Raw genomic sequence first — 25,539 nt, 5'->3', positions numbered from 1 at the left:
TAACTTATGAAAGCGAAAAAAATTATTCTTGTAGGCTACGATATGTCAGGCTTTGGAGGAACGGAAACTGTATGCAAAAAATTAGTTACTCTATTATCGAAAGATAATACATCAGTCGATATCAGCTTCCTCTTTATCAATGATATTCGCCAAGGATGTGTTGAAATAGATGATGGATGGTTAAATGGCATGTCATTTCATCGCATACGCTCTGAGATATATAATACAAAGGCTCGCAGAGTACATTTTGCTTTTTTATTCTCTAGATTTATGAAAAGAGAAAATCCGGATATTATTATTGCTATAGATCCACTAAGTTGCTACATAACAAGTCTAGCGAAAAAATTAATTTTTTCCAAAACCCCTATATTTTCATGGGTTCACTCTTCTCTTGATCAATTGTATAAAAGTATTTATGCAACAAAAGCTGATTATCACCTTTCCATTAGTTCAGGGATAACTCAGCAATTTATTGATAGAGGTGTTAATCCAAATAAAATCTTTACTATTTTTAATCCTGTTTCTCTGAAAAGCGAAACTATCCCTCGACCAAGTGGGAGTATAACTAAATTTCTATATGTAGGTAGATTAACTGATGATGATAAGAACATTAGTGGCATGTTTAAAGCATTATCACAAGTTTATGGTAATTGGGAATTAAATATTGTTGGTAGTGGTCGCGATGAAAAAATATTACGCAGTGTAGCAGATAGTCTAAGTATAACTAGCAATATAATATGGCACGGTTGGCATAATGAGCCGTGGCGCTATATTATCAGCGAAATTAAAGAGATTACAACACTGTTATTAACTTCAAATTTTGAAGGGTTCCCTATGGTATTAGGTGAAGCTAATTCCCAAGGTATATATTGTATAAGCTCTAACTGTAAAACTGGTCCCGCTGATATTATAATCAATGAAATGAATGGTGAGTTATATCCTGTTGATAACCCCTCTGAATTAATAAATAAATTACAGGATATAGTTGATGGAAAAAAACTATCTGACAGCGATAAAATAAAAATGGCGATTTCCAATTTATATGATTCAAATTATTTAAAAAGAGTGAAATCAGCACTTAACATTTAAAAGCACCTATTAAATAATACAAGAGGTATGATAATGCAAGATCCAAATTTACACTCTGACAAAAAGTTATCAATCATAGTTGCAGTACATAACTTAGAAGATTTAATAGGAAAATGCTTAGAGAGCATAAAGAAATGCCTATATAAAGTCTCTTCTGATGATTATGAGATTTTGCTGATAGATGACAGTTCTTCTGATTCAACCACATCAATTTTAAAAGAATTTTTAGAGGAAAATGAATCTTTTATTTACATAAGAAAAGAGTTTAGAAATGTGGGTAAAGTAAGAAAATATGCGGTAGAAGTAAGTCATGGAGAGTATATAACTTTCGTTGATGGCGATGATTTTTTATCTGATTTCTCAATGAGGGAAATTTTAGACTTTTTAGCGTATAAAAAGCCAGACATATTTATCAGTGGGTTAAATGAGGTAAGAAAAGATTCGGATATAATAGAAAGGTCGATATTACTATCATCAATAAAACTTCATAGAGATACAGCAATAAAAGAGTTTTTAATTCATAAGAAATTTCAAGCGCATTCAATAGGGAAATTTTTTAAGAAGGAATTATTCCGTGGAAATAATTTTCCCGAGGTTTCTTGCTATGAAGATGCTTTGTCATTTCCTTTATTTTTAGCTAGATGTGATAATATTCATTATACTAAGATGAAATACTATAACTACGTAAAAAGAGAAGGCAGTTTGTCTAATTCTATTAATGAACATAAGGTAAATATAATGGCAAAGGCTATCTTAATAACAAATAAAACTTTCGGCAGAAAATTCAGAAACCTTACAGCTTGTCATGCTATAGATCTTATCTATAAATATGGAGATAAGCTGTCAAAAGAATATTCTAATTCCATCCATAAGATAGTAAAAGACCTTTCAATATTAAGTTTTATGTTAGATCATAATATTAGATTTAGTTTTAAAAGGAAATTTCTAAAAACAAGAAATAAATAGGATTTCAAATAGTGGGAAAATTTATGTTTTCTTACATTAAAGTAGGTATTATCACCCAAGTTGTGATTAATATATATTACCATTGTAGAGATAACCTTTTCCTGACAACTCAACAACCACCGACTAAAGTCGGTGTGTTAGTGATTAACGGACTGAAAGTCCGGATACGCATCGGCTGAACGATGCGTCAATTGTCCATCCTGAAGTTATCATCCGAGTTTGGTTCAAAATGATGCTCCAGATAAACCTTTATCATCTCTTCCGTTAACTGACTCACCGTCGCACAAAAATAGCCTCTGCCCCAAAAATGCTGACCCCAGTAGCGTTTCTTTAGATGCGAAAACTCTTCAAACAACTTACTCGCTGTCCTTCCCTTCAGTCTCCTCATGATTTCTGAGGGAGATAATGTCGGGGGACTACTCACCAGTATGTGAACATGATCTTTGCTCACAACTCCTTTTAATATCCTGATTTCAAATGCTTCACATGTCTGACGAACTAACTCGCGCACCCGTATTGCTACTTCACCTATTAGCACTTTGTGCCTGTATTTCGTTACCCACACAAAATGGTATTCAATCTGAAATACTGTGTGACTACCGTATCTGTAATCCATGTTCCACCTCCCATGCAACACAGTATCTCAGCTAAAGCTGACCGACTAAAGTCGGTGGTTTTAACCTTTCATATGGAAGAATAAATACAATAACAATATTAATTTCCCAGTAATCTTAGTGCCTGAGTTGTAATGTAGTGTAATAGTGTTATCAAGATATTTTGGAGTATTAGAAATACTTTATTATCTCAATCAATTTCGATATTAGACGTTTGAAATTTCACGGTTTATTTTATTCAGATTCCTTCCCAATATTGCTAGGTGAAAGAATGAAAATTTTTATCATTAATTTAGAATCAGATATCGAACGAAGATATTCTATTCTACAGCAAGCATCATCCTTAGAACTAGATGTTGAAATAGCCAAAACAGTAAATTGAAAACAGTTCTTTAAAGACGAAATAATGAAACTCAGTTGTTCATAGTTATTCTGTTAATGGAACAATATCTAATATGAGTGATGGAACCCCAATTAACGTTACGAACCCATTTATTAAGTTAATGGGGTGGTATGGAACTATGTGATTTAGAAAAAACTATCAAAGTTGAATCATGGCTAGTTTTTGGGTCATGACGCCAATAGTTAGTTGTTGTGTAATGCTTCACCTTACTAAATATGGGCCTTCGGGAGGAATCACATATCAACTAAAACGGTGAAGAGCTTATGATTTCATCCTTACATTCATACCGATATCGTAGGGATTTATAAAAACGGCGTCAATTAAGAGCTTTTTAACACTAGGCGCATCCGTGCGCCTGGTATTAGCTGAGTTCATGTCTTGCAGCTTCTGCTAAAAAGTGACTTCGGTCTCGATATTGTGTCGGACTTTCTTTGACACGTTTATCAATACGCTGAATGAGCGTATCAGGCAGTGAGATATTAATACGCTGCTGCTTTCCAGAAAATTCAGACAAATCAACATCAATAACAAACCAGCTATCAACATATTGATATTCTGCATTTTTCGCATAAAACAGATAGCCAGCATCCTGAATACGTTCAACTGCTCTATTATTCGCGACCATATCTTCTACTGTTAGCAAGATAGCCTCATGCGCCATTATCGCAATGTCTTCTTTATTATCAGCGGCAGAAAAACAGCCATAATTTTCGGTACACAGCGCAGGAATAACTAGACCATACGCGGTGTTTTCATCTTTCGGCAACTCAACACCTACTGAGAAAAACATGATGACCTCCAAAGTCGGCGGGGATTAAACTCTCGCCATTTTTTATAGATTTGACAATACCGATAGGCAGATCTTTTTTGGGATGCGGAACCGGGAATGTTTTTCCGGTTATAAGTGACCACCAAATTTGGTGGTCACCTCCGTTATACCTTTTAAATTCACATCCAACGGCAGTCAGCTCTTTTATCAGGTCAGTTGATTTCATATCCTCCCAACCTGACATCAACATACGCACGCATACACACAAAGTGAATTTATTTATCTCAAGTGAACTTCGCTAATACGTGATGTTGCAAAATATAGCGTTACGGTAGGTCTACAAAGAGTGACTACTTGAGATGCGTTGTAATGAAACTTTGCAAGGTGATGCTATTTTTTGTTCATTTATCACTCAATTATTGTTCGTAATTCCATCATGGTTAATATATTTCTTTCTCAATCATTATTTTGGTTATTTATTGATACCCAGATTCACCCGATTTTTACCATATTGAGTCACATTGAATGCTTTTAAAAGCTGCCTTGACAAAGATTACCGTCAGTTAATGGGCTACAGAAAACATTGGTTTAGTGGAAACCGTGGAGTTGGCGAAAAGTGCGGTACCGAGTAGTCGGAAGATTAACGGCAAGGCGCTGAGTGGGGATGTCAGTTTGAATGCCGGGGATGTGGGGGCCTATAACAAAGAAGAGGCCAATCAGCGTTTTCAGCCTCTGGGGAACTACATGCCTGCCGGGAATTATGCGGTGAGGGGGGAGTGTTATACCAGAGGGGAGAGTGATAGTCGATATTTGAAATCAGGCTCGGGTAATAGAGTTCGAGTGTGGTCAGGTGGGCCTATTACAAACGGAACGGTTAGATTATCTCACAATGTATTGGGCAAGACTTTGTATTGTTACGATCCTAATCAAAATTGGTACTATACTGTTATAATACCAGCACCCAATATTGATATTTTTGCTCTTTCTGGAACTGGGTGGATTGCTATTAGGTTGAATAGCACGGGTACTACCTTGACCATATCCAAAACAGGCGTATTCACGTCAGCAATAGATATTTACGAGTAATAATTAATTATCTGTTTAGTTTGTTTTGGCAGCACTCAAGATTATTGCTCTGTAGTTTTTGTGTGCTGCCTACCAAATCAATCGATTACTGTCAGCAGAATATCTGATGAGATTGTTGTTTTTAGGTGTATATACGATACTGTTATCAGGTATTTTTTTGTTGATAAATGACATAGCTCCAATGGTGACATTATCGCCTATGTGGATTCGGCCTTGTTGAGTTGAAGTGACAATCCCAATTGTAGTGTTTTGGCGGATATGAAAATTTTTTCCTATGGTTGCTTCATCAGCAATGACCAAACCCACAAAGTGAGATATGGATACACTAGGGCCAATGAAAGGACCAAACCCAGTTATTTTTAATGAGGTTTGTCAACGGTCAGAGGGGCGTGATACCCCTGATTTCATCATAGTTTTCCAAGCCAGTTTATGTCTGGCGCTAATGTGACATCAATACGGCTCAGTGATATTTGGTATTTTTTCCAAGCGACTAACTGTACTTTTTCCTCGTCATTTGCCATATTTAAATCCATCGCATCTTGTAATGGTACGATTTGGTTTGTTGCTGCAATTCTTCTTTCGTGGGGGAAGGGATATCTGCCCATTCTGGTAAACCATTTTTACCCGCTATTCGATATTTACCCTCTGGAGGAATACTGCTGGCAAACTCAATGAAAACAACCTCATTGACTTCCACTGCATCGCTTGGAAATGAACCGGCATTGATATAGTCTTGTTTCCATTCGACTGGATAAAATGCGTTAGTTGTTGCACTATAATAATACATAATTAATACCCCACTGCGAACCAGACTATACGTTGAGGCCCAAATTGCAGCGCTGGAAAGAAAAGCCCATGATGACGAAGCCAATGGTGAAATAGAAACAGCCCATCCCGGTTACCTAGGGTCGCAGAACACGTTCTATGTTGGCAACCTGAAAGGCGTAGGACGAATTTACCAGCAGACTTTTGTCGATACGTACTCGAAAGTAGCGCACTGCAAGCTGTATACCAGCAAAACGCCGATTACGGCGGCAGACCTACTTAATGATCGGGTTCTGCCGTTTTATGCATCTCAGGGTTTGCCAATGTTGAGAATACTGACCGACCGAGGAACAGAGTTCTGTGGTAGAATTGAGCAACATGATTACCCGCTTTATCTGGCAATTAATGATATTGACTACACGAAAACGAAGACGATGTCACCGCAAACGAATGGTATCTGTGAACGCTTCCATAAAACGATTTTACAGGAGTTTTATCAGGTCACGTTCCGTAAGAAACTCTATGGAGAGCTCGAAGCTCTTCAGGCAGATCTTGATATCTGGCTGGAGAATTACAATAATGAACGGACGTATCAGGGGAAAATATGCTGTGGGCGTACACCGATGGAAACATTATTTGATGGTAAACGAATCTGGGCAGAGAAAAATTTGAACCGGATTTAATCTGACAGACACCTGTATAAATAACCGGTAACTGTCAGATCTGGTCTGAGCTAGTACAAATTAAATATTATGTTACCTAAAGTTATAATTTCTCCAGGTAACAATATATACCAAGTCAGCTCAATACATAAATTTCACGCATTTTAAAACCACCACCATCTAGTGCAACAATAGTGTCAGCATCAACTAAAACCAAAACTGTATAGCCAGCGCTCGTATTAATATGCATGCGCATACCTAGGGTTGGTGGGAATATAACTATATGGTATATGTCATTATGGTTAGGTGCATCATGTCTTAACGCCACTGTTCTACCATTCAACGGCTTTGAACAAGCAAATCTCGCCCCATCTTCAGCCCATACTGGCACTCCTGACCAGACCCGAATAGAATTAGTAAAATAATTCTGGTTTCTTTGAACATACCGATTGTCACTATCCAATTTCGTATAACATTCCCCTCTCACCGCATAATTCCCTGCTGGTTGGTAGTTCCCACGTGGTTGGTACTTTCTGTCAACTTCATCTAACCAAGCCAACACATGCCCATTGAATCTTGCGTTATCTGAATCTATTGACAAAAGACCACTGCCCTTGAGTTGAAATCGTCCATCACATTCACCTGTGGTATAAGCCCCAATTTCCCCCGGTGACGGTTTGTTTACAGCACTATATACCCGAATACCCGGTACTTCATATACTCCTTTACCAGAAACATATCCCGTTGCATCCACATTCCCATTTACAACACCGCCTGATTTTGGATACGCACTTTTCGCCAACGCCACGGTTTCCACTAAACCAAGGTTTTATAGAATTAGTAAACTAACAGTAACCCTATGTTGAAGCAGTGTGCCAGGGCATTAAATGGGGATGGAAAAGGTAAAAACTGGCTATATCTGTGTATTAATAAATGACCAGAATGGCGATTATGGGAAATAGAATTGTGATCGATGAAATTATGAGCAAATATTGGATATAAAACAACCTATAAATAGTCATAACAGATCACATATATTGGCAAGATACGCATCTTCCCCAATTATGGTGGAAACGGATTGGCTATGAACGATATCAGTCATTGTCTTTTTCTACTTTGCGTATTCCAATTCTGAAGATTTGTTATTAGGGTAAAGTTGCAACTAACGCATCCAAATTTATTTGACAGAAAACTCTATATTTACACTTCGATTTCTTACCCAGTAGGCTTGGCTATTATAACAAATCTGGCCTCCACAAATAGCATTTTCAACTATATCAGGACACCCTTTAATTAATGTATACCATTCTGGGCCAGATCCATCTGAATTTGCATGACCACGGCCATGCCGAAATGTTAGTGTACAATTTTTTGTGTCTGTATTGGCGACATTAATATAACTAACATTCCAATCTACAGTTTTAGTTGCATTTGTACATCCATCTGCCCAGTTATTATTATCCTTCAAGTTTCCAAGATAAGTTTGACCTGCCTCTAAACGTATTTTTTCGTCTCCACTATCGTACATGCAATTAGATGATTGTGTAACAAGGGTAATACTCTTTGTCGCTGATGAGTTTTTGATTTGTAGTGCATATGTGGCTGATAGATTGGAAATTTTATCTTCTGAAACTTCTAATGTTGCCTCCTTATCGGTAATGTTTTCTCTTGTCTCAGCAGCTAAAGCTAATTGTGTTGACGAAGCTAAAATCACAATAGTTGTACCAATTAAAGTTTTCAAAGTGATCATATTAATAAACTCCTTTGATGAGATTATTCGGAACTTCATTAGGTGATTTTTGTGAGTCAATTTTCACCCATCAGATAGCTTATATAGGATATTAAGAGCTCATCCCATTAGCATTATTTTATTTACACTCAAGCAAGTGTTGTTGAACGTTATTGATATCGTAACGATAATTATAAGTATAATTCATATTTTTATATGTTGAGTTATTTTTGTGGAAAATTAACTTATTGATATATGTTGGGATGTAACCTAGTGAAATATTGGCGAATATATATTTTACGGATGTGATTTATTATGTAAATAATAACGAGTGGTTTTTTTAACTTTAAAATAATTCCGTCAATTATAAAAAATATCGTCTATATTTTTGTTGTCTTAATATAATTAGAGGTGACGCTTATCATATTAAACTCTCTTAAAAATGAGAGATTTTAATTGAATTGATATTTATCAGTGAAAATAAAGAAGGCCAGCGAATGCTGGCCAATTTTAAAAATTTATTTTTTAACTTTAAAATCACTAAAAGATATTGGGCTTCTGTTACCCGCTTGATCTAAGCCATATACACAGAAGCGTACTGGGGAATCTTTCTTTTTAAGAGAAATCGGGATTCTTCTATAAATAGAGTAACCTGTGTCATCGTCGCATTTTGTGGATTTTAATGGACCTGATTTTACACGTAAGTCAACAATTTCATAGGGGTTAAAAATAGGATCAACAATCCAACTATCTTCTGTTTCAAAAACTAATCTTGTTGCTGGTTTTATTGTCGGAGGCGTGTCATCAATTTCACGTAATTTTATTGATGCGTTAGACGTACTCTGCCAGCTTTTATTTGCAGAATGTTGTCCAATGACACACATAGCGTAAACCCCTTCTTTGGAAGGAACGGTAAGTTTATCCAGCGGTTGTGTCGTGACTGGAATAGGTTTGCTGTATCCTTTAGGATCTGAACAATCAATATTACTCGCAAGTCCTCCTTTATAGCGAATATTATCAAAACCTTGCTCTTCAAGATGTAAATTCCAGGTGGCAGGTTTGTTGTTAACTGTGCTCTTAGTAATTAGTGGGCCGCCAGCGTTAATAGTGATCCCTTTGCCATCATCAAATTGACTTAAATCCAGTTTTCCATCAGGGGTGAATGCACGTGCAATTTTATCAACAGGAATATAATAACTGTCACCTTCACGTGAAAAACCTTTATCCTTAACCAACTCACAAGGCCGATTAACACCACAACCCGTGTAATTTCGATCGACGGTGGTATTTAATACACCAATTATCTGAGGGTTATCTTTCAATATAACCGGTGAACCAGAAGTTCCTCCTGCAACACCGGCGCAATCAACAGAAACGGCCGGAGACCAAACCCATGTACCTTCATACACGAGAGGAGTTTTTCCAGTAATGGAGCAAGCCGAATAGCGTAGATAGCGTTTATCACCCGCTATGCCATTGGCCGGAATGTGGGCAAGTTCAATCGGCTGACTTACTGATGGTTTATAATCTTTGTGTAAAGTCACCGGCAGTATTCCGCGATTCGCTAACTCACCATAAGTTGCTTTAAGTCTGAAAACTGCAAGGTCGCCGCCTTTCATGGTTGCGTATAAAACCCTATCAATACCAACAGGTTGATGTTTATTGATTAAGTCAATAAAGTAATTTGGTGTGTATGTCCAACCAGGACCTACAGGTTGATCAATCACGACTTCATTAGTATCAAATGAAGAATCAAAACAATGGCCTGCGGAAAGAATAAGGGCTTGTTGATTGGCATCAGGGGTTTCTGAACCGGCAATAAGTGTCGCGGTACACAGACCACGACCACTTAGTTTTCCCACATGTTTAAATCGATCAGCGCCCGGATCGGTAGATTTTAATAGCGGAGCTTCGTTGCCGATATTGTCTTGCAGATCAGCAATATGTTCACTTTTATTTTCGGGAAGTGCTTGTACGAAACAGCTTGTTGACATAATCCCTGTAATAAGTGTAGCTAAAAAGGTTTTTCTCATGTTTTTACCTCATGTTGTTTACATTTTTAATCTTTCCATGTAATGGAAACAGACATTCAATTGAAGAAATGTTTTTAAAGCTTCAATAAATCCTCTATATGAGTATTTAATGTTTATTAATTTATGAATTAATAGACAGTTTTTTTAGCGCATAAAATCATTCCATTGGGTGCCTGTTATCCATAGCCAATAATAAGTAACATAAAAATCAGATAAATAGTTTTATATACTGCAATAGGGCTATAACGTTCAATGGAACGAGAGCTGGCTATAAAGGTTTTTCTGGTATAAATTCGTGGTTATAAAGGATGAATTGATTAAGTGAGAGTTAAACTCCGGGAGAATGTATATTTATTCGTTGTTACTAAATTTATTACCCGGAGCATTTGTTGTGGAATAATAAAAGTGTTAGCGAAATAATTCTGGTCTTGCCGGAATGAGTTTCAATTCAGTTTGCAAGGTTTTTAAATAGTCAATAGTAATAGTCGCTAAAATGGAATAAAAATCATTTTCCAGCTTAGTTGTCTGAACCAATTCCAGATAACGGTAGGCCCACGGTAATAAGTGCTGTTCTAACAGTATACGTGCGGCAGGTTTATGTCCTTGCTCCAAAATATAAACTAAGGCCAGCAGCATCAGACCAAATTGATCTTCGGGTTCCCGTTGTTCACTGGACATGACGATATTCTGTTTTGCCAGAAATTCCCGGTAAGCCAGCGTGCTTTCACCGGATAGCGAGTTTTCTCTGTCCAGATAAACCGATCCCCAAGGTGGCGCTGGCATAACACCTTGTCCTTCGAACAAGATGGAGTAGTCATATTGTAGAGATTCAGCCGAGAAAGTAGCGAGTTTTTTGGTCAGATTTTCTATGTTGCGGTTATTTGACCAGGGAAATAATTTATCAATATCGACAAATAATGGAATTAGCGGGCGGACTTGTTCTGATTTCGGTGAGTAATAAAAACAGGCGCCAATAATGCGGGGTACAGCGGTATCTAATAACATGGAAAGCTCTCATTATGATTTAGTTATACCGGTGGTGTGAGTAGAGATTCTACGATAAACAATATCATAATCTTATATTATATGAATAGATAGTTGATTATGATCAACGATTAATCTGTTGTGGTGTTGCTACTATCTTTATCACCAGATTGACGGTGATTTTTGTTATAAAGCGCATAAGTTTATCGCCGAAAATAATAAAATTAACCGCTTTATTGATATGGGAAAATATATTTAATCTGCATTTAAATTCAACGAATTTAATAAGGTTATTATGGTAAAAGTGAATATATATCATTAGTTATCTAATGGTTTAATAACTTGAAAAGTAGGCCACGTTAAAAATAAATAAACCCTATGGATTTCAAGATGCATCGCGACGGCAAGGGAGCGAATCCCCGGGAGCATAGGGAACTATGTGACCGGGGTGAGTGAGTGCAGCCAACAAAGAGGCAACTTGAAAGATGACGGGTATAAATCGCCGTTGGGTTAATACCACACCTTAATAGTGTGGTTGGGAAGGAGGTGAAAATCCTCCGCAGCCCCCGCTGCTGTGATGCTGACAACTCCGCTGATACCACTGGTCGGAAAGACTGGGAAGGTGGCGGGGAAGGGTGACGCTAAGCCAGAAGACCGACCTGACAGGCACGAGACATTAACTCCTTCGGTGGGAAGCGAGTTGTCATCCGAGTGGTGTGCGCAGTATTGGCACGTCTTATTGGCGCTCCTTTTCCGATCGACATATCGGGAATTTTCTATGCAATGGTCAGGCAGGAAGGCATTTGTTATCGCAGGTACCGGCAGCGGCTGTGGTAAGACTACGGTTACCCTTGGCATTTTGCGGGCATTGATGCTGAGAGGGTTGGCTGTCCAGCCGTTTAAAGTGGGGCCGGATTATCTGGATAGTGGCTGGCACAGTTCTGTATGTGGCGTAGCATCTCGTAATCTTGATGCATTTATGCTGCCGACAGCGACGCTTAATGGTCTTTATAATGAGCATATGCGTCATGCTGATGTAGCGGTCATTGAAGGTGTGATGGGGTTGTATGATGGTTATGGTACTAACCCAAACTATTGCAGTAGTGCTGCAATGGCTAAGCAGTTGGGATGCCCGGTAATTTTGTTGGTGGATGGTAAGGCAGTATCGACTTCTGTTGCCGCAACTGTGCTGGGTTTTTGTCGTTTTGATCCCTCTTTAACGATTGCCGGCGTCATTGTTAATCGCGTCAATTCTGAAAATCATTTCGAACTTATTCGTCATGCGATTGAACATTATTGTGGCGTTCCGGTGCTAGGACGTTTACCCGTGATGAAGGATGTGTCGTTACCGTCTCGTCATCTTGGTCTTATTCCTGCCCAGGAGCAGGTTGACAATGATGTTCGCTGGCAGCGGCTGGCGCAACAGGTGGAGGCGCATATCAATCTTGATCGTCTGTTGGCGCTTTGTGATTGTTCTACTTTGCCAGAGGGTGAGACACCCTCATTGCCTGATCCCGCATTAGCTGATGGCTTGACGTTAGCGTTGGCAGATGATGAAGCCTTTAACTTTTATTACCCAGATAATCTGGAGATGTTGGAACGGGTGGGAGTGCGTATTCACCGTTTTAGTCCGTTGCATGATCGCCGTTTACCCGATTGTCAGATGATTTATCTCGGTGGGGGTTATCCAGAAATATACGCTGCTAAGTTGGCTGCTAATAGCGCCATGCGGGAAGCCTTACAGGATGCTCATTATCGTCAAGTTCCCATTTATGCTGAATGCGGCGGCCTGATGTACCTTGGCAAATCGTTGACTGACGGAGAGGGGAAGAGCCACCAAATGGCTGGTATTTTGCCGGGAGAAAGTCATATGGGGACGCGGTTGATGCGCTTTGGTTACTGTCAGGCACAGGCCCGTTTTGACACTTTGCTGGCCGCAGAAGGCGAGATTTTACGGGGTCACGAGTTTCATTATTCTGATTTTATCAGCTCAGTGCCTTCAGTCTTTGACTGTACTAAATGGCGTGACGGGATGGCGATACAGCAATGGGCCGGAGGCTATCAGGTACAACAGACGCTAGCCAGTTATCTTCATATCCATTTTGCTCAGCGTCCTAGTCTGCTTGATCGCTGGTTGAAGTCTGCAAGGAGGCTATTGTGACACTTGCTGCCTGGTTTGCTGCTTTCTTGCTCGATAGCTGGTTAGGCGATCCGCCACATTGGCCTCATCCAGTGCGTTGGATTGGTAAGCTGATCTCTCTGGTACAACGGGCGGTTCGGCGCTGTTGTCACAGTGAACGGGCATTGAAAGTTGGCGGAGCAGGGCTATGGATAGTGGTTGTTGGGCTGACTTGGTTGGTGAGTTGGGGATGTTTGTGGCTGATGAACTCCATTCATCCTTGGGTCGGCTGGTTGGTTGAAGTGTGGATGATTTATACCCTGTTGGCTGGTCGTTGCCTGAGTGACGCCGCGCTAGAGGTACATAGCGTATTACGACAGGGCTCCCTGGATGAGAGTCGCCAGCAATTGTCATGGATTGTCGGGCGAGATACTTCTCAACTGGATACACCGCAAATCACCCGCGCAGTAGTGGAGACGGTGGCGGAAAACAGTGTTGATGGGGTTATTGCTCCACTGTTTTTCCTGATGATTGGTGGTGCGCCGTTGGCAATGGCTTATAAAGCAGTTAACACCCTCGATTCAATGGTGGGATACAAAACTCAGGAATACCGCGCTATTGGGTATGTTTCTGCTCGCATGGATGATTTGGCGAATTGGTTACCGGCGCGGTTGAGTTGGCTGTTATTGAGTGCGGCTGCCTGGTTCATCCGGCTTGATTTTCGCCAGGCGTTGCGTATTGGCTGGCGTGATCGTCATCAGCATACCAGTCCTAACTGTGGCTGGCCGGAAGCGACGGTGGCGGGAGCGTTGGGTATTCGTCTTGGTGGTCCGAATTGTTATTTTGGTGAACGAGTAGATAAACCTTGGATTGGCGATGAACGCCGAAAAATCGCGCTGACGGATATCCCGCGCAGTATCCATTTGATGATGATAGCTTCGCAACTGGCCTTACTGTTGTTTGCGCTGTTGCGTTTACTGTTGGTCGGAATGGCTTAGAAAAGGGCAACAATATGAACTACCTCCAGAAACCTCAGCAAATTGAACAGAATAGCTTTGCAATCATTGGCGATATTATTGCCAGTGAGCGCCCCGATTATCGTTTTATTGATGAGATGCAAGAAGCGGTAATTAAACGAGTGATCCACACCACCGCAGATTTTGACTGGTTGGATATTTTATGGTTCTCGCCGGGTGTGCTGGCCTGCATTACAGAGGCATTAAGTCGAGGATGCACTTTATATACCGATACGACAATGGCTCAGTCCGGTATCAACAAAGCATTGTTACATCAGATGGGGTGTGAATGCCGCTGTTATATCAGTGATCCACGCGTGGTAGCGATGGCGAAAGAACAGAGCATCACGCGTTCTATGGCTGCGGTGGACGTCGCATTAGCGGAAGAGGGTGACAAAATTTTCGTGTTTGGTAACGCTCCAACCGCTCTGTTCCGTTTGTTGGAAAGGCAGGCTTCGCCATTGGCGGTAGTTGGAGTGCCTGTTGGCTTTGTCGGCGCGGCGGAATCGAAAGCGGCTTTGATGCAAAGTGAATTGCCTTGTATTGCCGCCGCAGGCCGTAAAGGGGGAAGTAATATCGCGGCGGCGATTATCAATGCCATTCTGTACCGATTGCGGGAGGCGTTATGAGTGACGCCACGCAACTAGACAGCATCTGGCATAACGGTAAGCAGTATCGCAAAGGTTACACCACCGGTTCCTGTGCTACCGCGGCCGCCAAGGTTGCCGCATTAATGGTGCTGCGTCAGCAAGTTATTGATCATGTTTCTATTGTGACGCCTTCTGGTGTGACATTGCGCCTTAACGTTGAACAGCCACTGATTGAAGGGCAGCAGGCGACCGCCGCTATCCGTAAAGATGGTGGCGACGATGTGGATGCTACTCATGGCATGCTGATTTTTGCCCGTGTCACCTTGTGTGACCACGGTGAGATCCATCTGCGTGGTGGGGAAGGTGTCGGCACGGTTACCCGCAAAGGAGTGGGATTGCCGGTAGGCAGCTCTGCGATTAATCGTACGCCGCGTCAAACCATTGAAGCAGCGGTACGGGAAGCTATCGGTCCTCTACGGGGCGCGGAGGTGGAAATTTTCGCACCGGAGGGTGAAGAGCGGGCAAAGAAAACTTACAACGGGCGATTAGGGATACTGGGCGGTATTTCCATCATTGGCACCACCGGCATTGTCACGCCAATGTCGGAAGAGAGTTGGAAACGTTCGTTGGCGTTGGAGCTGGAAATGAAACGTTCGGCGGGGGCTGAAAAGGTCATTTTGGTGCCGGGCAATCACGGTGAGCGTTTTGTGCGTGAACAATTGGGGCTTGATGGTCAACTAGTGGTAACCATGAGTAACTTCGTCGGTTACATGTTGCAGGAAGCGGTACGGCTTGGGTTCCGCCATATCATGCTAGTGGGGCATCCCGGCAAGTTGGTGAAAGTGGCCGCCGGAATTTTCCATACCCACAGCCATATTGCTGATGGCCGTATGGAAACGTTGATTGCTTATCTGGCATTGATGGGGGCGTCGCAGGAACTGTTGTTGGCGGTGAGCCGCTGCGATACCACGGAAGCGGCGATGGAACTGATTGCAGAACATGGCTTGCAAGCGGTTTATGACCGGATTGCCGAACGTATTTGTGAACGAATGCGTGAGATGTTGCGTTTTGCGGTTAATCCACCGTGCTGTGATGCCATCATGTTCTCCTTTGATAATCAGATACTTGGCGCCAGTCGTCCATTGAATGACATTTTGGAGGCAATGCGATGATCACCGTAGTGGGAATTGGTCCCGGCGATACTGCATATCTGATACCGCAGGCACAGCACTATATCACTGAGGCGGAGGTATTGGTTGGCGGTAGACGCCACCTGGAGATATTTAGCGGCGTCACCCACGAAACACGCGTATTGGATGCTGATCTTGCCAGTTTGCTTGTTTGGCTACAGAACAACAGTAAACGCCAGATTGTGGTATTAGCGTCCGGTGACCCGTTGTTATACGGCATTGGCAAATTATTGTCGGAATATTTTACCGCAGATGATCTGCGCATCATTCCGGGTATCAGTTCAATTCAATATCTATGCGCTAAAGCTGCGCTGGATATGAACGATATCTATCTGACCAGCAGTCACGGGCGTACCCCGGATTTTGGCTGGCTTTTGCAACACGACAAAGTAGGCATGGTAACTGATGGGCGCGTCGGTCCGCGGGCAATTGCGGAGGCCATTATTGAACGTGGCTTGAACCGTACATTGATTATTGGTGAAAACCTCTCTTTGCCTAATGAGCGTATTCACCGTCTGCGGCCGGAAGCGGTGGCGACTGACTATGACATGAATGTGGTGGTGATCCTAAATGAGAGATGATGAATTTTTACGCGGACAGAAAGTGCCAATGACCAAAGAACCCGTACGCGCACTGGCGCTGGAGCGGCTGGAACTCAGTGATGCCAGCCAATTGATTGATGTGGGAGCGGGGACGGGCAGTGTGGCATTGGAGGCGGCATTACGATTTCCGGCGTTGACCGTCACTGCCATTGAACGTAACTCGGCGGCATTGGCCTTGATTGAGGAGAATCGTCAACGACTAGGTTGTCATAATGTGGAGATCATTGCAGGAGAAGCTCCGTTAGCATTGGATGTGATGGCTGATGCCGTATTTATCGGCGGCAGCGGCGGGCAATTGACCGCCTTGATCGACTGGGCGCTGGATCACATGTACCCCGGCGGCCGTCTGGTACTGACTTTCATTTTGTTGAATAACCTGAATGATGCGCTGGAACATTTGCGGACTTGTCAGATCAGTGATTTGGAATGCATCCAGTTACAAGCTTCTACTCTGGCATCCCTTGGTAGTGGTCACTATTTCAAACCGAATAATCCGACTTATCTGATTTCCTGTTACAAGGAGAAGATCGATGTCTGACTATTTTGATCCCCGAAAAGTGTGGTTTGTCGGGGCCGGACCGGGTGACAAGGAGTTGATCACCCTGAAAGGCTACCGTTTGCTGCAACAGGCGCAGGTGGTGATTTATGCCGGTTCATTGATTAATACCGAACTGTTGGATTATTGCCCGCCAGAAGCTGAGTGTCATGACAGCGCCGGTCTGACGTTGGAACAGATTGTCGCACTGATGGTTGATGGCGTACATGCAGGTAAATTGGTGGTGCGACTGCAAACCGGCGATCTCTCGTTGTACGGTTCCATACGCGAACAAGGGGAAGCTTTGACCGAGGCGGGCATTGGTTTTGTCTCAATCCCGGGTGTCAGTGCTTTCCTTGGGGCCGCAGCGCAATTAGGGGTGGAGTATACCGTACCGGAAGTAGCGCAAAGTTTGATCATTACCCGGATTGAAGGGCGTACACCGGTGCCGCCGCTCGAACAGTTGGAATCCTTTGCTGCTCATCAAACTTCAATGGCGATTTATCTTTCTGTACAGAAGATGAGGCATGTGGCTGCGCGTCTTCAAGCTGGCGGCTATCCGGCGACTACGCCGGTTGCGGTGATATACAAAGCGACTTGGGCTGAAAGCCTTACTGTGCGCGGTACGCTGGCGGATATTGCTGAAAAAGTACAGGCAGCGGGTATCCGTAAAACCGCGTTGATTCTGGTTGGTGCTTTTTTGGGAGAGGAGTACCACTATTCCAAGCTTTACGATGCGGGGTTTAGCCATGAATATCGCCGGGCATGAATCAATTGCGGTGTTCTGTCTGACGCCGGGAGGGGTCAGATTGGTACGTCGGTTGAAAACGCATCTTCCTCTGACCTGTTTTACCAGCGAAAAGTTATTGGAACCGGGGTTTACGCCTTTTAACGGCAGCTTTGGCGACACGTTGCGCGAGGCATTTAAATGCTATTCGGCGTTGGTGGTCGTGGCGGCGCTTGGCATCACGGTACGCATGCTTGCGCCACTGATAAACGACAAAATGCATGATCCCGCCGTGGTGGTGATTGATGAAGGTGGTCAGCATGTTATTAGCCTGTTATCCGGTCATGTGGGTGGGGCTAACGCATTGACTCACCATTTGGCTGAGTTGTTAGGCGCTGATCCGGTGATTACAACCGCCACGGATGTTAACGGGATGGCGGCGCTGGACACTCTTGCCACTCAATTAGATGCCGATATGCAGGATTTTCGCCACGTGGTGAAGGTAATAAATCAAATGTTGGTCAGTGGTCAAAAAGTGGGGCTGTGGTGGGAGGAGCCACTACTTAACGAACGTGAGCAGTGTGATATCCGGGGTTTTGTCCCGGTAGCGTGTCTGGAGGAGTTACCTGAGCTGGATGCGCTGGTGTGTGTCACATTGCGAGATTCGTTGCCGGAATTATCTCTACCGGTTTACAAACTGGTGCCGAAACGGGTTGTCGCCGGAATTGGTTGTCGCCGAGATACGCCATTGCAAACCGTGATTGAGCTATTGCAGCAACAGATGGCGGAAAACCATTTCGATCTGATGGCGTTGCGTGCCATCGGCAGTGTTGTGATTAAAAAGGATGAACCAGCGCTAAATCAGCTTGCACAGCGTTGGCGTGTACCGTTTGAGTTGTTCAGTGTTAATGAATTAAGTCTTCATGAGCAACGTTTTCCTGCATCCGATTTTGTACGCCAGACGGTAGGGGTTGGCAGTGTTTCACAACCCGTCGCTTGGTTGATGAGCGAAGGAAAATTGGTTGGTCGGACCTTGCGTCAGCAGGGCGTCACTATCACTTTGGGGGTATCACAATCATGTTAACCGTAATCGGCATTGGGCCAGGCAATGAATCCATGATGACGCAGGAGGCCATTGAGGCGATCCGCGAAGCTGAAATTATTGTCGGCTATAAAACCTACACCCATTTAGTTAAGTATCTGACGATGGATAAAGAAGTGATTAAGACCGGTATGTGCAAGGAGATTGAACGCTGCCAGAAGGCGATCGATTTAGCGTTGTCCGGCCGTAAAGTCGCGTTGATCAGCAGCGGTGATGCGGGAATCTATGGCATGGCCGGTTTAGTGCTGGAATTGGTTTGCCAGCAACAGTGTGATCTTGAAGTTAGGTTGGTCGCCGGGATCACCGCCAGTATTGCTGCGGCGTCGTTGTTGGGCGCGCCGTTGATGCATGATTTTTGTCATATCAGTTTAAGTGATCTGCTAACGCCGTGGCCGATGATTGAGAAGCGTGTTATTGCCGCCGCGCAAGCCGATTTTGTTATTTGTTTCTATAACCCACGTAGCCGTGGCCGGGAAGGGCATCTTGCCAAAGCATTTGAACTTATGCGGCCGTGGAAAGCAGCACAGACGCCGGTTGGCGTAGTAAAAGCGGCGGGACGTAAAAAACAGGATAAATGGATCACCACATTCGGCGAGATGGATTTCTCCCCGGTGGATATGACCAGTTTGGTGATCGTTGGCAATCAAACGACCTATTGCCGTGATGGATTAATGATCACGCCACGGGGGTATGAATTATGAGCCATCCGGCAATCCATGTTTTCGGCGGTACCAGTGATGCGCGGTTGCTCTGTCAGGCATTAGACGCAGCAGGAGCGCGTTACCGACTCTCTGTTGCTACAGATGCAGGGAGACAACTGGCGGGTGATATTCAGGGAGACGTGGTGGTGGGGCGAATGGATGCCGAGGCGATGGTGGATTACTTTGATCGGCATAAGGTACGTTGGGTGATTGATGCTTCTCACCCTTACGCAAATGCATTAAGCCACAACGTGATTACAGCTTGTCGTCGTTTGTCACTGCGGCTTACGCGTTATCAGCGTCCCAGTGAAATTGACTTACTGAGCCATCCACTGTTGTACAAAGTGAATAGCATAGAGGCGGCTTGCGACGTTGCCCGGACGTTAGGGCAACGGATCTTGCTCACCACCGGCAGCAAGCAACTGGAGCTGTATCAGCGTTTACTACCGGGAAAAACGTTGTTGGTACGGGTATTGCCGACCGCCGAGGTGTTGATTCAGTGTGAAGCATTAGGATTGGGAGTCGATCATATTATCGCGTTGCGTGGGCCATTTACGGCTGAATTCAATCATGCGGTGTATGAATTTTGTCACCCTGATGTGGTGATCACAAAAGAGTCTGGAGCCGAGGGAGGATATCAACAGAAAGTCGCTCCCTGTCTGGCGCTTAATATTCCCTGTATTGTGGTGTGTCGTCCGACACAGACTTTACAGGGAGATGAAGGAGTGCAGATTAGTTCGCTGGATGAGTTTGTCCAACACCTAGCCAGTTGGCAGGAATAATGAGGGCAATAAAATGAAAAAAGCACTATTAATCATCAGCTTTGGTACCAGCTACCATCAAACTCGACAAAAAAATATTGATGTCTGTGAACAACAACTGGCAGCGGCTTACCGTGATCGCGATCTGTATCGTGCATTCACCTCAGAAATGATCATCCGTAAACTAAAAAGACGTGATGGCCTACAGGTGGATAACCCACGTCAGGCGTTGGAGCGTTTAGCCAACGAGGGTTATCAGGATGTGGCTATTCAATCCCTGCATGTCATCAACGGCGACGAATATGAAAAGATTGTCAACGAAGTGCGTTCCTTTAGTGATCGTTTCCAGCGTCTGGTTGTCGGTACGCCGTTGCTCAACAGTTTTGCTGATTATCAACAGCTACTTATCGCCCTGAAAAGTCAGATGCCGCCATTAGATGAGGATGAGCGCGTGGTGTTTATGGGGCATGGCGCCAGTCACCATGCCTTTTCTGCCTATGCGTGCCTTGATCACCTGATGAATTCTCATAATTTCCCGGCGTTGGTCGGCGCGGTGGAAAGTTACCCGGAAATCGACAATATCATCATTCGCTTACGGCGGCAGGCAGTACGTAAGGTACATTTGATGCCATTAATGATGGTGGCTGGCGATCATGCGATTAACGATATGGCATCGGACGAGCCGGATTCGTGGCGTTCTCAACTGGAAGCTGTTGGGATCAAAACCCAATCCTGGTTACAGGGATTAGGTGAAAATCCGCTGATCCGTGAAATGTTCGTTCAACACTTGGCAGACGCGTTACAGGCAGATCCGCAGGAGGTGGTGTGATGAATGGAAGACTTTATGCGATAGGCGTCGGTCCGGGCGCTAGTGACTTGGTTACTGTTCGTGCAGCTCGAATACTTGCTCGTCTTGATGTGCTTTATGCACCCTCTGGACGTAAAGGAGGAGATAGTCTGGCGCTTTCCATCGTGCGTGAATACCTGTTACCCCACACGGAAATTCGTACCTGCCATTTTCCAATGAACAGTAATGGCGAAGAAAAACAGGCGGTATGGGATGAAGTGGCGCAACAGTTGCAAGATGAAGTAGCAAAAGGGCAGCAAGTGGGTTTTATCACGTTGGGTGATGCCATGCTGTTTAGTACGTGGGTCTTTTTGCTGGCGCGAATTGGTCAGCAAGAGTGGCTGGAAATTGTCCCGGGTATCACCTCTTTTGCCGCGATTGCCGCGCGTACCGTATTACCACTGGCGATGGAACAGCAATCAATGGCGATAATGTCTTGCACTGCGCCGGAAGCTGAGCTGGAACAGGCGCTGCAAACGCATGATTGCGTGGTGCTGATGAAAGTTTATAACCGTTTTGCCACAGTGAGTACATTGTTGGAGCGCCTGAATTTATTTGAACATGCCCTATTAATGGCGGATGCGACATTGCCAAGTGAGCAGTGCTGGCGCCGTTTGGATCAGGTGGACGTCGATCAGAAATTACCTTATTTCTCCACCATTTTGGTGAATAAACAGTGGCATACTGAGAAATAAGTGCTTGAAAGGCAGCTAAAGCTGCATGGCGAATGGAATCGCGGTTGTAAAAACTGAGGAGCAGCTTTTTGCTCTGCTACACCAATAAAAGGAGATAGCGTGATGGGCTTGTCTTTAATGTTGCAGGGTACGGCATCTGATGTTGGGAAAAGTGTATTGGTTGCGGGATTGTGCCGTATCTTTGTTCAGGATGGTTATCGCTGTGCGCCGTTTAAATCACAGAATATGGCGCTGAATTCTGGTATCACTATTAACGGTGAAGAGATGGGAAGGGCGCAGATTTTTCAGGCAGAGGCGGCAGGTATCGAGCCTGATGTGCGGATGAACCCGGTATTGCTTAAACCCACCAGCGAGCGTAAGGCGCAAGTTGTGTTGATGGGAAAAGTAGCCTGTAGCATGAATGCGGTGGAATATCACCAATACAAGCCCAGTTTACAGCAGCAAATTTGTGAGGTTTTTCACAGTTTGGCTGGTGAATATGACGTCATTGTGCTGGAAGGCGCTGGCAGCCCGGCGGAGATCAATCTGCGGGATCGAGATATTGTCAACATGGGAATGGCGGAGATGGTTGACGCACCTGTGTTGTTGGTCGCGGATATTGATCGCGGCGGTGTATTTGCCGCTATTTATGGCACATTAGCACTGCTACGCCCGGAGGAGAAAGCGCGGGTAAAAGGGGTGATCATCAATAAATTCCGAGGTGACGTCAGCCTGCTCCAGCCGGGTATTGAACAGATTGAAGCCTTGACTGGCGTGCCTGTATTAGGCGTCATGCCTTGGTTGAATATTGATCTGGAAGATGAAGACGGTGTCGCGCTACAAACCGGCAAATATGATGGCGCAACAGAAAAGGCGCTGGATATTGCGGTGATTCGTTTGCCTCATATTGCTAATTTTACTGACTTTAACGCGCTGGCGGTGCAACCGGATGTTCGCTTGCGTTATGTGACTCAACCATCCGCGTTGCAGCCGTCTGATCTGATTATCTTGCCCGGTAGCAAAAACACATTGGGAGATTTGCAATGGCTGAGGCAGAACGGGTTAGCGGATGCCTTGTTAACGGCACATCAGGCTGGTGTTCCGATTATCGGTATCTGCGGTGGTTATCAAATGTTGGGGAAACGGATCATTGATGGCGTGGAATCGGGCATTGAACAGATGGATGGCCTTGGATTGCTGGATATGGAAACCCGATTTGCCGATGAAAAAGTGACAACCAGAGTAAAGGGTAAGTGCTTGTCGGCATTGCCGGGTTTGCTATCAGATTGCATTGAGCAGCCTATACGAGGTTATGAAATTCATATGGGCAATTCATTACTGGGGGAAGATGCAATACCGTTTGCCTGTATTACTGAGCGTAATGGCCAGTCGGGTAGCTGGTGTGATGGTGCGGTTAATCGAGAGGGCAATGTGATAGGCAGTTATATTCATGGCTTATTTGATAGCGCTCATTTTACTCGCGCTCTGCTTAATGCTCTACGTCAGCGCAAAGGATTAGCGGCTTATCAAGGGGAAACACTGGATTATACCCACTACAAACAGACTCAGTTTGACCTTCTGGCGAAAGCGATGCGCGAACATCTGGATATAGAACGGATTTATCAGTGTATGAAAACCCATCGACAAGGTTCGGCTCCGTGATCTTGATCACTGGCGGCGCCCGTAGTGGTAAAAGTGTGCTGGCGGAGAAACTAGCGGCACAAGCGAGTGAGCAAGTATTGTATATTGCGACTGCCGTGGTGACAGACAGTGAAATGGCTGAACGTATACAACTGCACCGTGAAAATCGGCCAGCCCATTGGCGCACATGGGAGGGCTATCGTGATCTCGGTGCCGTTATCACGACACAAACCCGACCGGGAGAAGCGGTTATCTTGGAATGTATCACTACCTTAATTACCAACCTATTATTTGAGCAAGCTGGGGAGACGCTACCTGAACACATGGATTTTGCTGTCTTGGAGGTGGGAATTCAGCAGCAAATTAGCGATCTATTAGCGGCTTGTACTTGCATGACTTCCCCGGTATATCTGGTCACTAACGAACTGGGAATGGGCATTGTGCCGGAGAACCGTCTGGCCCGCCATTTCCGCGATATTGCCGGAAGGGTTAACCAGCGGCTGGCGGCGGCTGCCAGTGAAGTATTTTTGATGGTATCGGGAATTGAGGTAAAAATTAAATGAATCTGCGCTTGTTTCTTGCCAGCTTACAATTTATGACTCGCATCCCGGTACCATCGCGCTGGACACAGGGATTAGACATAGATCAGTACGTGCGTGGTATAGCGAGTTTCCCATTGGTTGGATTGATTATCGGTATGCTTGCGGCGGTGGTTTTTACCTTGCTGGCGCCTTGGTGTGGCGCGCCCTTGGCGGCGTTGGGTTACGTATTAGCGCTGGCGTTATTAACGGGAGCGCTCCATCTTGATGGTTTAGCAGATACCTGTGATGGCGTGTTTTCTGCCCGTAAGCGGGAAAAAATGTTAGAGATTATGCGTGATAGCCGTTTGGGAACAAATGGCGGGTTGGCATTGATCTTCCTTATTTTGGCGAAAGTACTGGTGGTGAGTGAATTATCTCTGCGTGGCGCTCCTATGCTAATGGCTTTGACTGCGGCATCTGTTGCGGGTAGGAGCGCGATTATCTTATTAATGTACCGCCAGCGTTGTGCTCGTGAAGGGAGTGGATTGGGGAATCTCTATATCGGGCGGGTTAACGGTTATCAGACACTGTTGACATTGTTAGGCGGGGCAATGTTGATTGCTCTACTGATGCGCTGGTCTGGTGTGTTGGCGTTAGCGATCACGCTGTTGGTTATCGGGTTGTTGGCGGTTTATCTGCATCGACGATTAGGCGGTCAGACTGGTGATACCCTTGGTGCGTCAGTGGAAGTTGGGGAGTTGGTGTTTTTACTGGCGTTACTGTGAGTAACGATAATGCGACTATTTTTGGTTCGGCATGGTCAAACGGAAGCGAATCTGAGCGGTGTTTTCTGTGGTATGACGGATGTGGCGTTGACTGAAACGGGGATAAATCAGGCTCGGCAAGTTGCCCGTTATCTATCGGCAGTGACATTTTCACAAGCGATAAGCAGCACGTTACGGCGGGCGCGCCATACTGCGGAGATTATTCTGGCCGATCATGCGCTATCAGCTAGCATTGATGCTCAACTCAATGAGATGCATTTCGGCGCATGGGAAATGCGCCATCACCGCGATTTACAACATGAAGACGCTCAAGCCTGGGCTGCTTGGTTAGCAGATTGGCAACAGGCATCCCCGACCGGAGGTGAAACCTTTCCGACATTTGCTGCCCGGATAGAACATGTGGTTCAGCAACTGCTGATACAAGAAAGTCAGGATAATCTGTTATTAGTCGCGCATCAGGGAGTATTGGGCTTGTTATTGGCGTGTCTGCTAGCGATGCCGCCTGCGGCTATGTGGCATTTTCATTTTGAACAGGGAGCGTACAGTGTTGTGGAAATCCAACATGGATTTACGACATTGCGCACATTTAATAGCCGGACTGACTGGCTGCCTGAGATACGGAAATAAC

At 44.4% G+C, this 25,539-nt stretch carries 28 protein-coding genes, 2 pseudogenes and 1 riboswitch; of the genes and pseudogenes, 21 read left to right on the top strand and 9 right to left on the bottom strand.

The features are described 5' to 3' along the window. Window positions 1–6 precede the first annotated feature (6 nt). From TI10_RS17620 to TI10_RS25250, 3 genes are read left to right on the top strand one after another with little or no spacing between them, the layout of a single operon-like run. A complete protein-coding gene (locus tag TI10_RS17620) occupies window positions 7–1,089 on the top strand; it encodes a glycosyltransferase (protein WP_049584697.1) in 1,083 nt (360 codons plus the stop codon). Window positions 1,090–1,122: 33 nt separating this feature from the next. Next, entirely contained in the window at window positions 1,123–2,055 is a 933-nt protein-coding gene (locus TI10_RS17615; protein ID WP_244161645.1) for a glycosyltransferase family 2 protein, read from the top strand. Window positions 2,056–2,078: 23 nt separating this feature from the next. Further along, the gene (locus tag TI10_RS25250; RefSeq protein ID WP_155416495.1) at window positions 2,079–2,234 is read left to right on the top strand and encodes a hypothetical protein; all 156 of its coding nucleotides are present in this window, start codon (window positions 2,079–2,081) and stop codon (window positions 2,232–2,234) included. A gap of 8 nt (window positions 2,235–2,242) precedes the next feature. On the opposite strand, the gene tnpA is transcribed toward TI10_RS25250, so the two are convergent. The 3 genes from tnpA to TI10_RS24140 form a co-directional block, all read right to left on the bottom strand. After that, window positions 2,243–2,671 (bottom strand): IS200/IS605 family transposase, encoded by a 429-nt coding sequence (gene tnpA / locus TI10_RS17610; RefSeq protein WP_049584695.1) that lies wholly within the window; start codon window positions 2,669–2,671, stop codon window positions 2,243–2,245. Between the two features lie 762 nt (window positions 2,672–3,433). Beyond that, window positions 3,434–3,862, bottom strand: a complete 429-nt coding sequence (locus tag TI10_RS17605) for a type II toxin-antitoxin system HicB family antitoxin (RefSeq protein ID WP_049584694.1) — start codon at window positions 3,860–3,862, stop codon at window positions 3,434–3,436. Then, on the bottom strand, window positions 3,840–4,067 hold the full coding sequence (locus TI10_RS24140; RefSeq protein WP_080985102.1) for a type II toxin-antitoxin system HicA family toxin: 228 nt from the start codon (window positions 4,065–4,067) through the stop codon (window positions 3,840–3,842). The genes TI10_RS17605 and TI10_RS24140 overlap by 23 nt, the downstream gene beginning before the upstream one ends. A gap of 374 nt (window positions 4,068–4,441) precedes the next feature. On the opposite strand from TI10_RS24140, the gene TI10_RS25710 reads away from it, so the two are divergent. Continuing rightward, window positions 4,442–4,927 carry a hypothetical protein gene (locus TI10_RS25710; protein WP_049584693.1) on the top strand — a complete coding sequence of 162 codons (486 nt, stop codon included), beginning with the start codon at window positions 4,442–4,444 and terminating at the stop codon, window positions 4,925–4,927. Between the two features lie 407 nt (window positions 4,928–5,334). Here TI10_RS25710 and TI10_RS23215 read toward each other — a convergent pair. Then, window positions 5,335–5,714: pseudogene (locus tag TI10_RS23215) on the bottom strand (tail fiber assembly protein). Window positions 5,715–5,748: 34 nt separating this feature from the next. On the opposite strand from TI10_RS23215, the pseudogene TI10_RS17580 reads away from it, so the two are divergent. Beyond that, window positions 5,749–6,375: pseudogene (locus TI10_RS17580) on the top strand (IS481 family transposase); the annotation flags it as partial. 115 nt (window positions 6,376–6,490) lie between these two features. Here the strand turns inward: TI10_RS17580 and TI10_RS17575 are convergent. From TI10_RS17575 to TI10_RS26410, 5 genes are all read right to left on the bottom strand, one after another. Then, a complete protein-coding gene (locus TI10_RS17575; protein WP_049584691.1) occupies window positions 6,491–7,162 on the bottom strand; it encodes a hypothetical protein in 672 nt (223 codons plus the stop codon). Between the two features lie 369 nt (window positions 7,163–7,531). Then, entirely contained in the window at window positions 7,532–8,104 is a 573-nt protein-coding gene (locus tag TI10_RS17570; RefSeq protein WP_049584690.1) for a hypothetical protein, read from the bottom strand. A 497-nt stretch (window positions 8,105–8,601) separates the two neighbouring features. Then, entirely contained in the window at window positions 8,602–10,116 is a 1,515-nt protein-coding gene (locus TI10_RS17565) for a trypsin-like serine peptidase (RefSeq protein ID WP_049584689.1), read from the bottom strand. Between the two features lie 408 nt (window positions 10,117–10,524). Beyond that, window positions 10,525–11,121, bottom strand: coding sequence for a Tat proofreading chaperone DmsD (dmsD, locus tag TI10_RS17560; RefSeq protein WP_049584688.1), 597 nt, complete (start codon window positions 11,119–11,121; stop codon window positions 10,525–10,527). 469 nt (window positions 11,122–11,590) lie between these two features. After that, window positions 11,591–11,777: riboswitch (cobalamin riboswitch) on the top strand. Further along, a complete protein-coding gene (locus TI10_RS26410; protein WP_279615333.1) occupies window positions 11,742–11,864 on the bottom strand; it encodes a hypothetical protein in 123 nt (40 codons plus the stop codon). Its footprint overlaps the riboswitch before it by 36 nt. Window positions 11,865–11,878: 14 nt before the next feature. On the opposite strand from TI10_RS26410, the gene TI10_RS17550 reads away from it, so the two are divergent. The 16 genes from TI10_RS17550 (at window position 11,879) to TI10_RS17475 (ending at window position 25,538) form a co-directional block, all read left to right on the top strand. Further along, complete coding sequence (locus TI10_RS17550; protein ID WP_049584686.1) at window positions 11,879–13,261, top strand: cobyrinate a,c-diamide synthase; 1,383 nt, start codon at window positions 11,879–11,881, stop codon at window positions 13,259–13,261. Then, window positions 13,258–14,217, top strand: coding sequence for an adenosylcobinamide-phosphate synthase CbiB (gene cbiB, locus TI10_RS17545; protein WP_049584685.1), 960 nt, complete (start codon window positions 13,258–13,260; stop codon window positions 14,215–14,217). Before TI10_RS17550 ends, cbiB begins: the two co-directional genes overlap by 4 nt. 14 nt (window positions 14,218–14,231) lie before the next feature. Beyond that, complete coding sequence (locus TI10_RS17540; RefSeq protein ID WP_049584684.1) at window positions 14,232–14,864, top strand: cobalt-precorrin-8 methylmutase; 633 nt, start codon at window positions 14,232–14,234, stop codon at window positions 14,862–14,864. Further along, entirely contained in the window at window positions 14,861–15,997 is a 1,137-nt protein-coding gene (gene cbiD / locus TI10_RS17535) for a cobalt-precorrin-5B (C(1))-methyltransferase CbiD (protein ID WP_049584683.1), read from the top strand. Before TI10_RS17540 ends, cbiD begins: the two co-directional genes overlap by 4 nt. Beyond that, window positions 15,994–16,596, top strand: coding sequence for a cobalt-precorrin-7 (C(5))-methyltransferase (locus tag TI10_RS17530; protein ID WP_049584682.1), 603 nt, complete (start codon window positions 15,994–15,996; stop codon window positions 16,594–16,596). The genes cbiD and TI10_RS17530 overlap by 4 nt, the downstream gene beginning before the upstream one ends. Then, window positions 16,586–17,155 (top strand): decarboxylating cobalt-precorrin-6B (C(15))-methyltransferase, encoded by a 570-nt coding sequence (locus TI10_RS17525; RefSeq protein ID WP_049584681.1) that lies wholly within the window; start codon window positions 16,586–16,588, stop codon window positions 17,153–17,155. Before TI10_RS17530 ends, TI10_RS17525 begins: the two co-directional genes overlap by 11 nt. Then, window positions 17,148–17,921, top strand: coding sequence for a cobalt-precorrin-4 methyltransferase (locus tag TI10_RS17520; RefSeq protein WP_049584680.1), 774 nt, complete (start codon window positions 17,148–17,150; stop codon window positions 17,919–17,921). Before TI10_RS17525 ends, TI10_RS17520 begins: the two co-directional genes overlap by 8 nt. Further along, window positions 17,902–18,963: a cobalt-precorrin 5A hydrolase gene (gene cbiG, locus TI10_RS17515; RefSeq protein WP_049584679.1), complete on the top strand. Its 1,062-nt coding sequence runs from the start codon at window positions 17,902–17,904 to the stop codon at window positions 18,961–18,963. The genes TI10_RS17520 and cbiG overlap by 20 nt, the downstream gene beginning before the upstream one ends. Continuing rightward, window positions 18,957–19,682, top strand: coding sequence for a precorrin-3B C(17)-methyltransferase (locus tag TI10_RS17510; RefSeq protein ID WP_049584678.1), 726 nt, complete (start codon window positions 18,957–18,959; stop codon window positions 19,680–19,682). The genes cbiG and TI10_RS17510 overlap by 7 nt, the downstream gene beginning before the upstream one ends. Then, window positions 19,679–20,464 carry a cobalt-precorrin-6A reductase gene (locus tag TI10_RS17505; protein ID WP_049584677.1) on the top strand — a complete coding sequence of 262 codons (786 nt, stop codon included), beginning with the start codon at window positions 19,679–19,681 and terminating at the stop codon, window positions 20,462–20,464. Before TI10_RS17510 ends, TI10_RS17505 begins: the two co-directional genes overlap by 4 nt. 13 nt (window positions 20,465–20,477) lie before the next feature. Beyond that, window positions 20,478–21,272, top strand: coding sequence for a sirohydrochlorin cobaltochelatase (cbiK, locus tag TI10_RS17500; RefSeq protein WP_049584676.1), 795 nt, complete (start codon window positions 20,478–20,480; stop codon window positions 21,270–21,272). Further along, window positions 21,272–21,985 (top strand): cobalt-factor II C(20)-methyltransferase, encoded by a 714-nt coding sequence (locus TI10_RS17495; RefSeq protein ID WP_049584675.1) that lies wholly within the window; start codon window positions 21,272–21,274, stop codon window positions 21,983–21,985. The genes cbiK and TI10_RS17495 overlap by 1 nt, the downstream gene beginning before the upstream one ends. 102 nt (window positions 21,986–22,087) lie before the next feature. Further along, window positions 22,088–23,626 carry a cobyric acid synthase gene (locus TI10_RS17490; protein WP_049584674.1) on the top strand — a complete coding sequence of 513 codons (1,539 nt, stop codon included), beginning with the start codon at window positions 22,088–22,090 and terminating at the stop codon, window positions 23,624–23,626. Then, complete coding sequence (cobU, locus tag TI10_RS17485; protein WP_049584673.1) at window positions 23,623–24,168, top strand: bifunctional adenosylcobinamide kinase/adenosylcobinamide-phosphate guanylyltransferase; 546 nt, start codon at window positions 23,623–23,625, stop codon at window positions 24,166–24,168. The genes TI10_RS17490 and cobU overlap by 4 nt, the downstream gene beginning before the upstream one ends. Further along, window positions 24,165–24,911, top strand: coding sequence for an adenosylcobinamide-GDP ribazoletransferase (cobS, locus tag TI10_RS17480; protein WP_049584672.1), 747 nt, complete (start codon window positions 24,165–24,167; stop codon window positions 24,909–24,911). The genes cobU and cobS overlap by 4 nt, the downstream gene beginning before the upstream one ends. 9 nt (window positions 24,912–24,920) lie before the next feature. Further along, window positions 24,921–25,538 carry an adenosylcobalamin/alpha-ribazole phosphatase gene (locus tag TI10_RS17475; protein WP_049584671.1) on the top strand — a complete coding sequence of 206 codons (618 nt, stop codon included), beginning with the start codon at window positions 24,921–24,923 and terminating at the stop codon, window positions 25,536–25,538. Window position 25,539 lies beyond the last annotated feature (1 nt).

The organism is Photorhabdus luminescens subsp. luminescens, assembly GCF_001083805.1.
GTDB classification, from domain to species: Bacteria; Pseudomonadota; Gammaproteobacteria; order Enterobacterales; family Enterobacteriaceae; genus Photorhabdus; species Photorhabdus luminescens.
Note: the sequence above shows the minus strand (reverse complement) of the source record. Positions and strands in the feature narration are given on the sequence as shown.

What these genes read in the sequence shown, in the direction of transcription:
- TI10_RS17620 (WP_049584697.1), top strand. Translation starts at nt 7, where the DNA reads ATGAAAGCGAAAAAAATTATTCTTGTAGGCTACGATATGTCAGGCTTT.
- TI10_RS17615 (WP_244161645.1), top strand. Translation starts at nt 1,123, where the DNA reads ATGCAAGATCCAAATTTACACTCTGACAAAAAGTTATCAATCATAGTT.
- TI10_RS25250 (WP_155416495.1), top strand. Translation starts at nt 2,079, where the DNA reads ATGTTTTCTTACATTAAAGTAGGTATTATCACCCAAGTTGTGATTAAT.
- tnpA (WP_049584695.1), bottom strand. Translation starts at nt 2,671, where the DNA reads ATGGATTACAGATACGGTAGTCACACAGTATTTCAGATTGAATACCAT.
- TI10_RS17605 (WP_049584694.1), bottom strand. Translation starts at nt 3,862, where the DNA reads ATGTTTTTCTCAGTAGGTGTTGAGTTGCCGAAAGATGAAAACACCGCG.
- TI10_RS24140 (WP_080985102.1), bottom strand. Translation starts at nt 4,067, where the DNA reads ATGAAATCAACTGACCTGATAAAAGAGCTGACTGCCGTTGGATGTGAA.
- TI10_RS17570 (WP_049584690.1), bottom strand. Translation starts at nt 8,104, where the DNA reads ATGATCACTTTGAAAACTTTAATTGGTACAACTATTGTGATTTTAGCT.
- TI10_RS17565 (WP_049584689.1), bottom strand. Translation starts at nt 10,116, where the DNA reads ATGAGAAAAACCTTTTTAGCTACACTTATTACAGGGATTATGTCAACA.
- dmsD (WP_049584688.1), bottom strand. Translation starts at nt 11,121, where the DNA reads ATGTTATTAGATACCGCTGTACCCCGCATTATTGGCGCCTGTTTTTAT.
- TI10_RS26410 (WP_279615333.1), bottom strand. Translation starts at nt 11,864, where the DNA reads ATGTCGATCGGAAAAGGAGCGCCAATAAGACGTGCCAATACTGCGCAC.
- TI10_RS17550 (WP_049584686.1), top strand. Translation starts at nt 11,879, where the DNA reads ATGCAATGGTCAGGCAGGAAGGCATTTGTTATCGCAGGTACCGGCAGC.
- TI10_RS17540 (WP_049584684.1), top strand. Translation starts at nt 14,232, where the DNA reads ATGAACTACCTCCAGAAACCTCAGCAAATTGAACAGAATAGCTTTGCA.
- cbiD (WP_049584683.1), top strand. Translation starts at nt 14,861, where the DNA reads ATGAGTGACGCCACGCAACTAGACAGCATCTGGCATAACGGTAAGCAG.
- TI10_RS17530 (WP_049584682.1), top strand. Translation starts at nt 15,994, where the DNA reads ATGATCACCGTAGTGGGAATTGGTCCCGGCGATACTGCATATCTGATA.
- TI10_RS17525 (WP_049584681.1), top strand. Translation starts at nt 16,586, where the DNA reads ATGAGAGATGATGAATTTTTACGCGGACAGAAAGTGCCAATGACCAAA.
- TI10_RS17520 (WP_049584680.1), top strand. Translation starts at nt 17,148, where the DNA reads ATGTCTGACTATTTTGATCCCCGAAAAGTGTGGTTTGTCGGGGCCGGA.
- cbiG (WP_049584679.1), top strand. Translation starts at nt 17,902, where the DNA reads ATGAATATCGCCGGGCATGAATCAATTGCGGTGTTCTGTCTGACGCCG.
- TI10_RS17510 (WP_049584678.1), top strand. Translation starts at nt 18,957, where the DNA reads ATGTTAACCGTAATCGGCATTGGGCCAGGCAATGAATCCATGATGACG.
- TI10_RS17505 (WP_049584677.1), top strand. Translation starts at nt 19,679, where the DNA reads ATGAGCCATCCGGCAATCCATGTTTTCGGCGGTACCAGTGATGCGCGG.
- cbiK (WP_049584676.1), top strand. Translation starts at nt 20,478, where the DNA reads ATGAAAAAAGCACTATTAATCATCAGCTTTGGTACCAGCTACCATCAA.
- TI10_RS17495 (WP_049584675.1), top strand. Translation starts at nt 21,272, where the DNA reads ATGAATGGAAGACTTTATGCGATAGGCGTCGGTCCGGGCGCTAGTGAC.
- TI10_RS17490 (WP_049584674.1), top strand. Translation starts at nt 22,088, where the DNA reads ATGGGCTTGTCTTTAATGTTGCAGGGTACGGCATCTGATGTTGGGAAA.
- cobS (WP_049584672.1), top strand. Translation starts at nt 24,165, where the DNA reads ATGAATCTGCGCTTGTTTCTTGCCAGCTTACAATTTATGACTCGCATC.
- TI10_RS17475 (WP_049584671.1), top strand. Translation starts at nt 24,921, where the DNA reads ATGCGACTATTTTTGGTTCGGCATGGTCAAACGGAAGCGAATCTGAGC.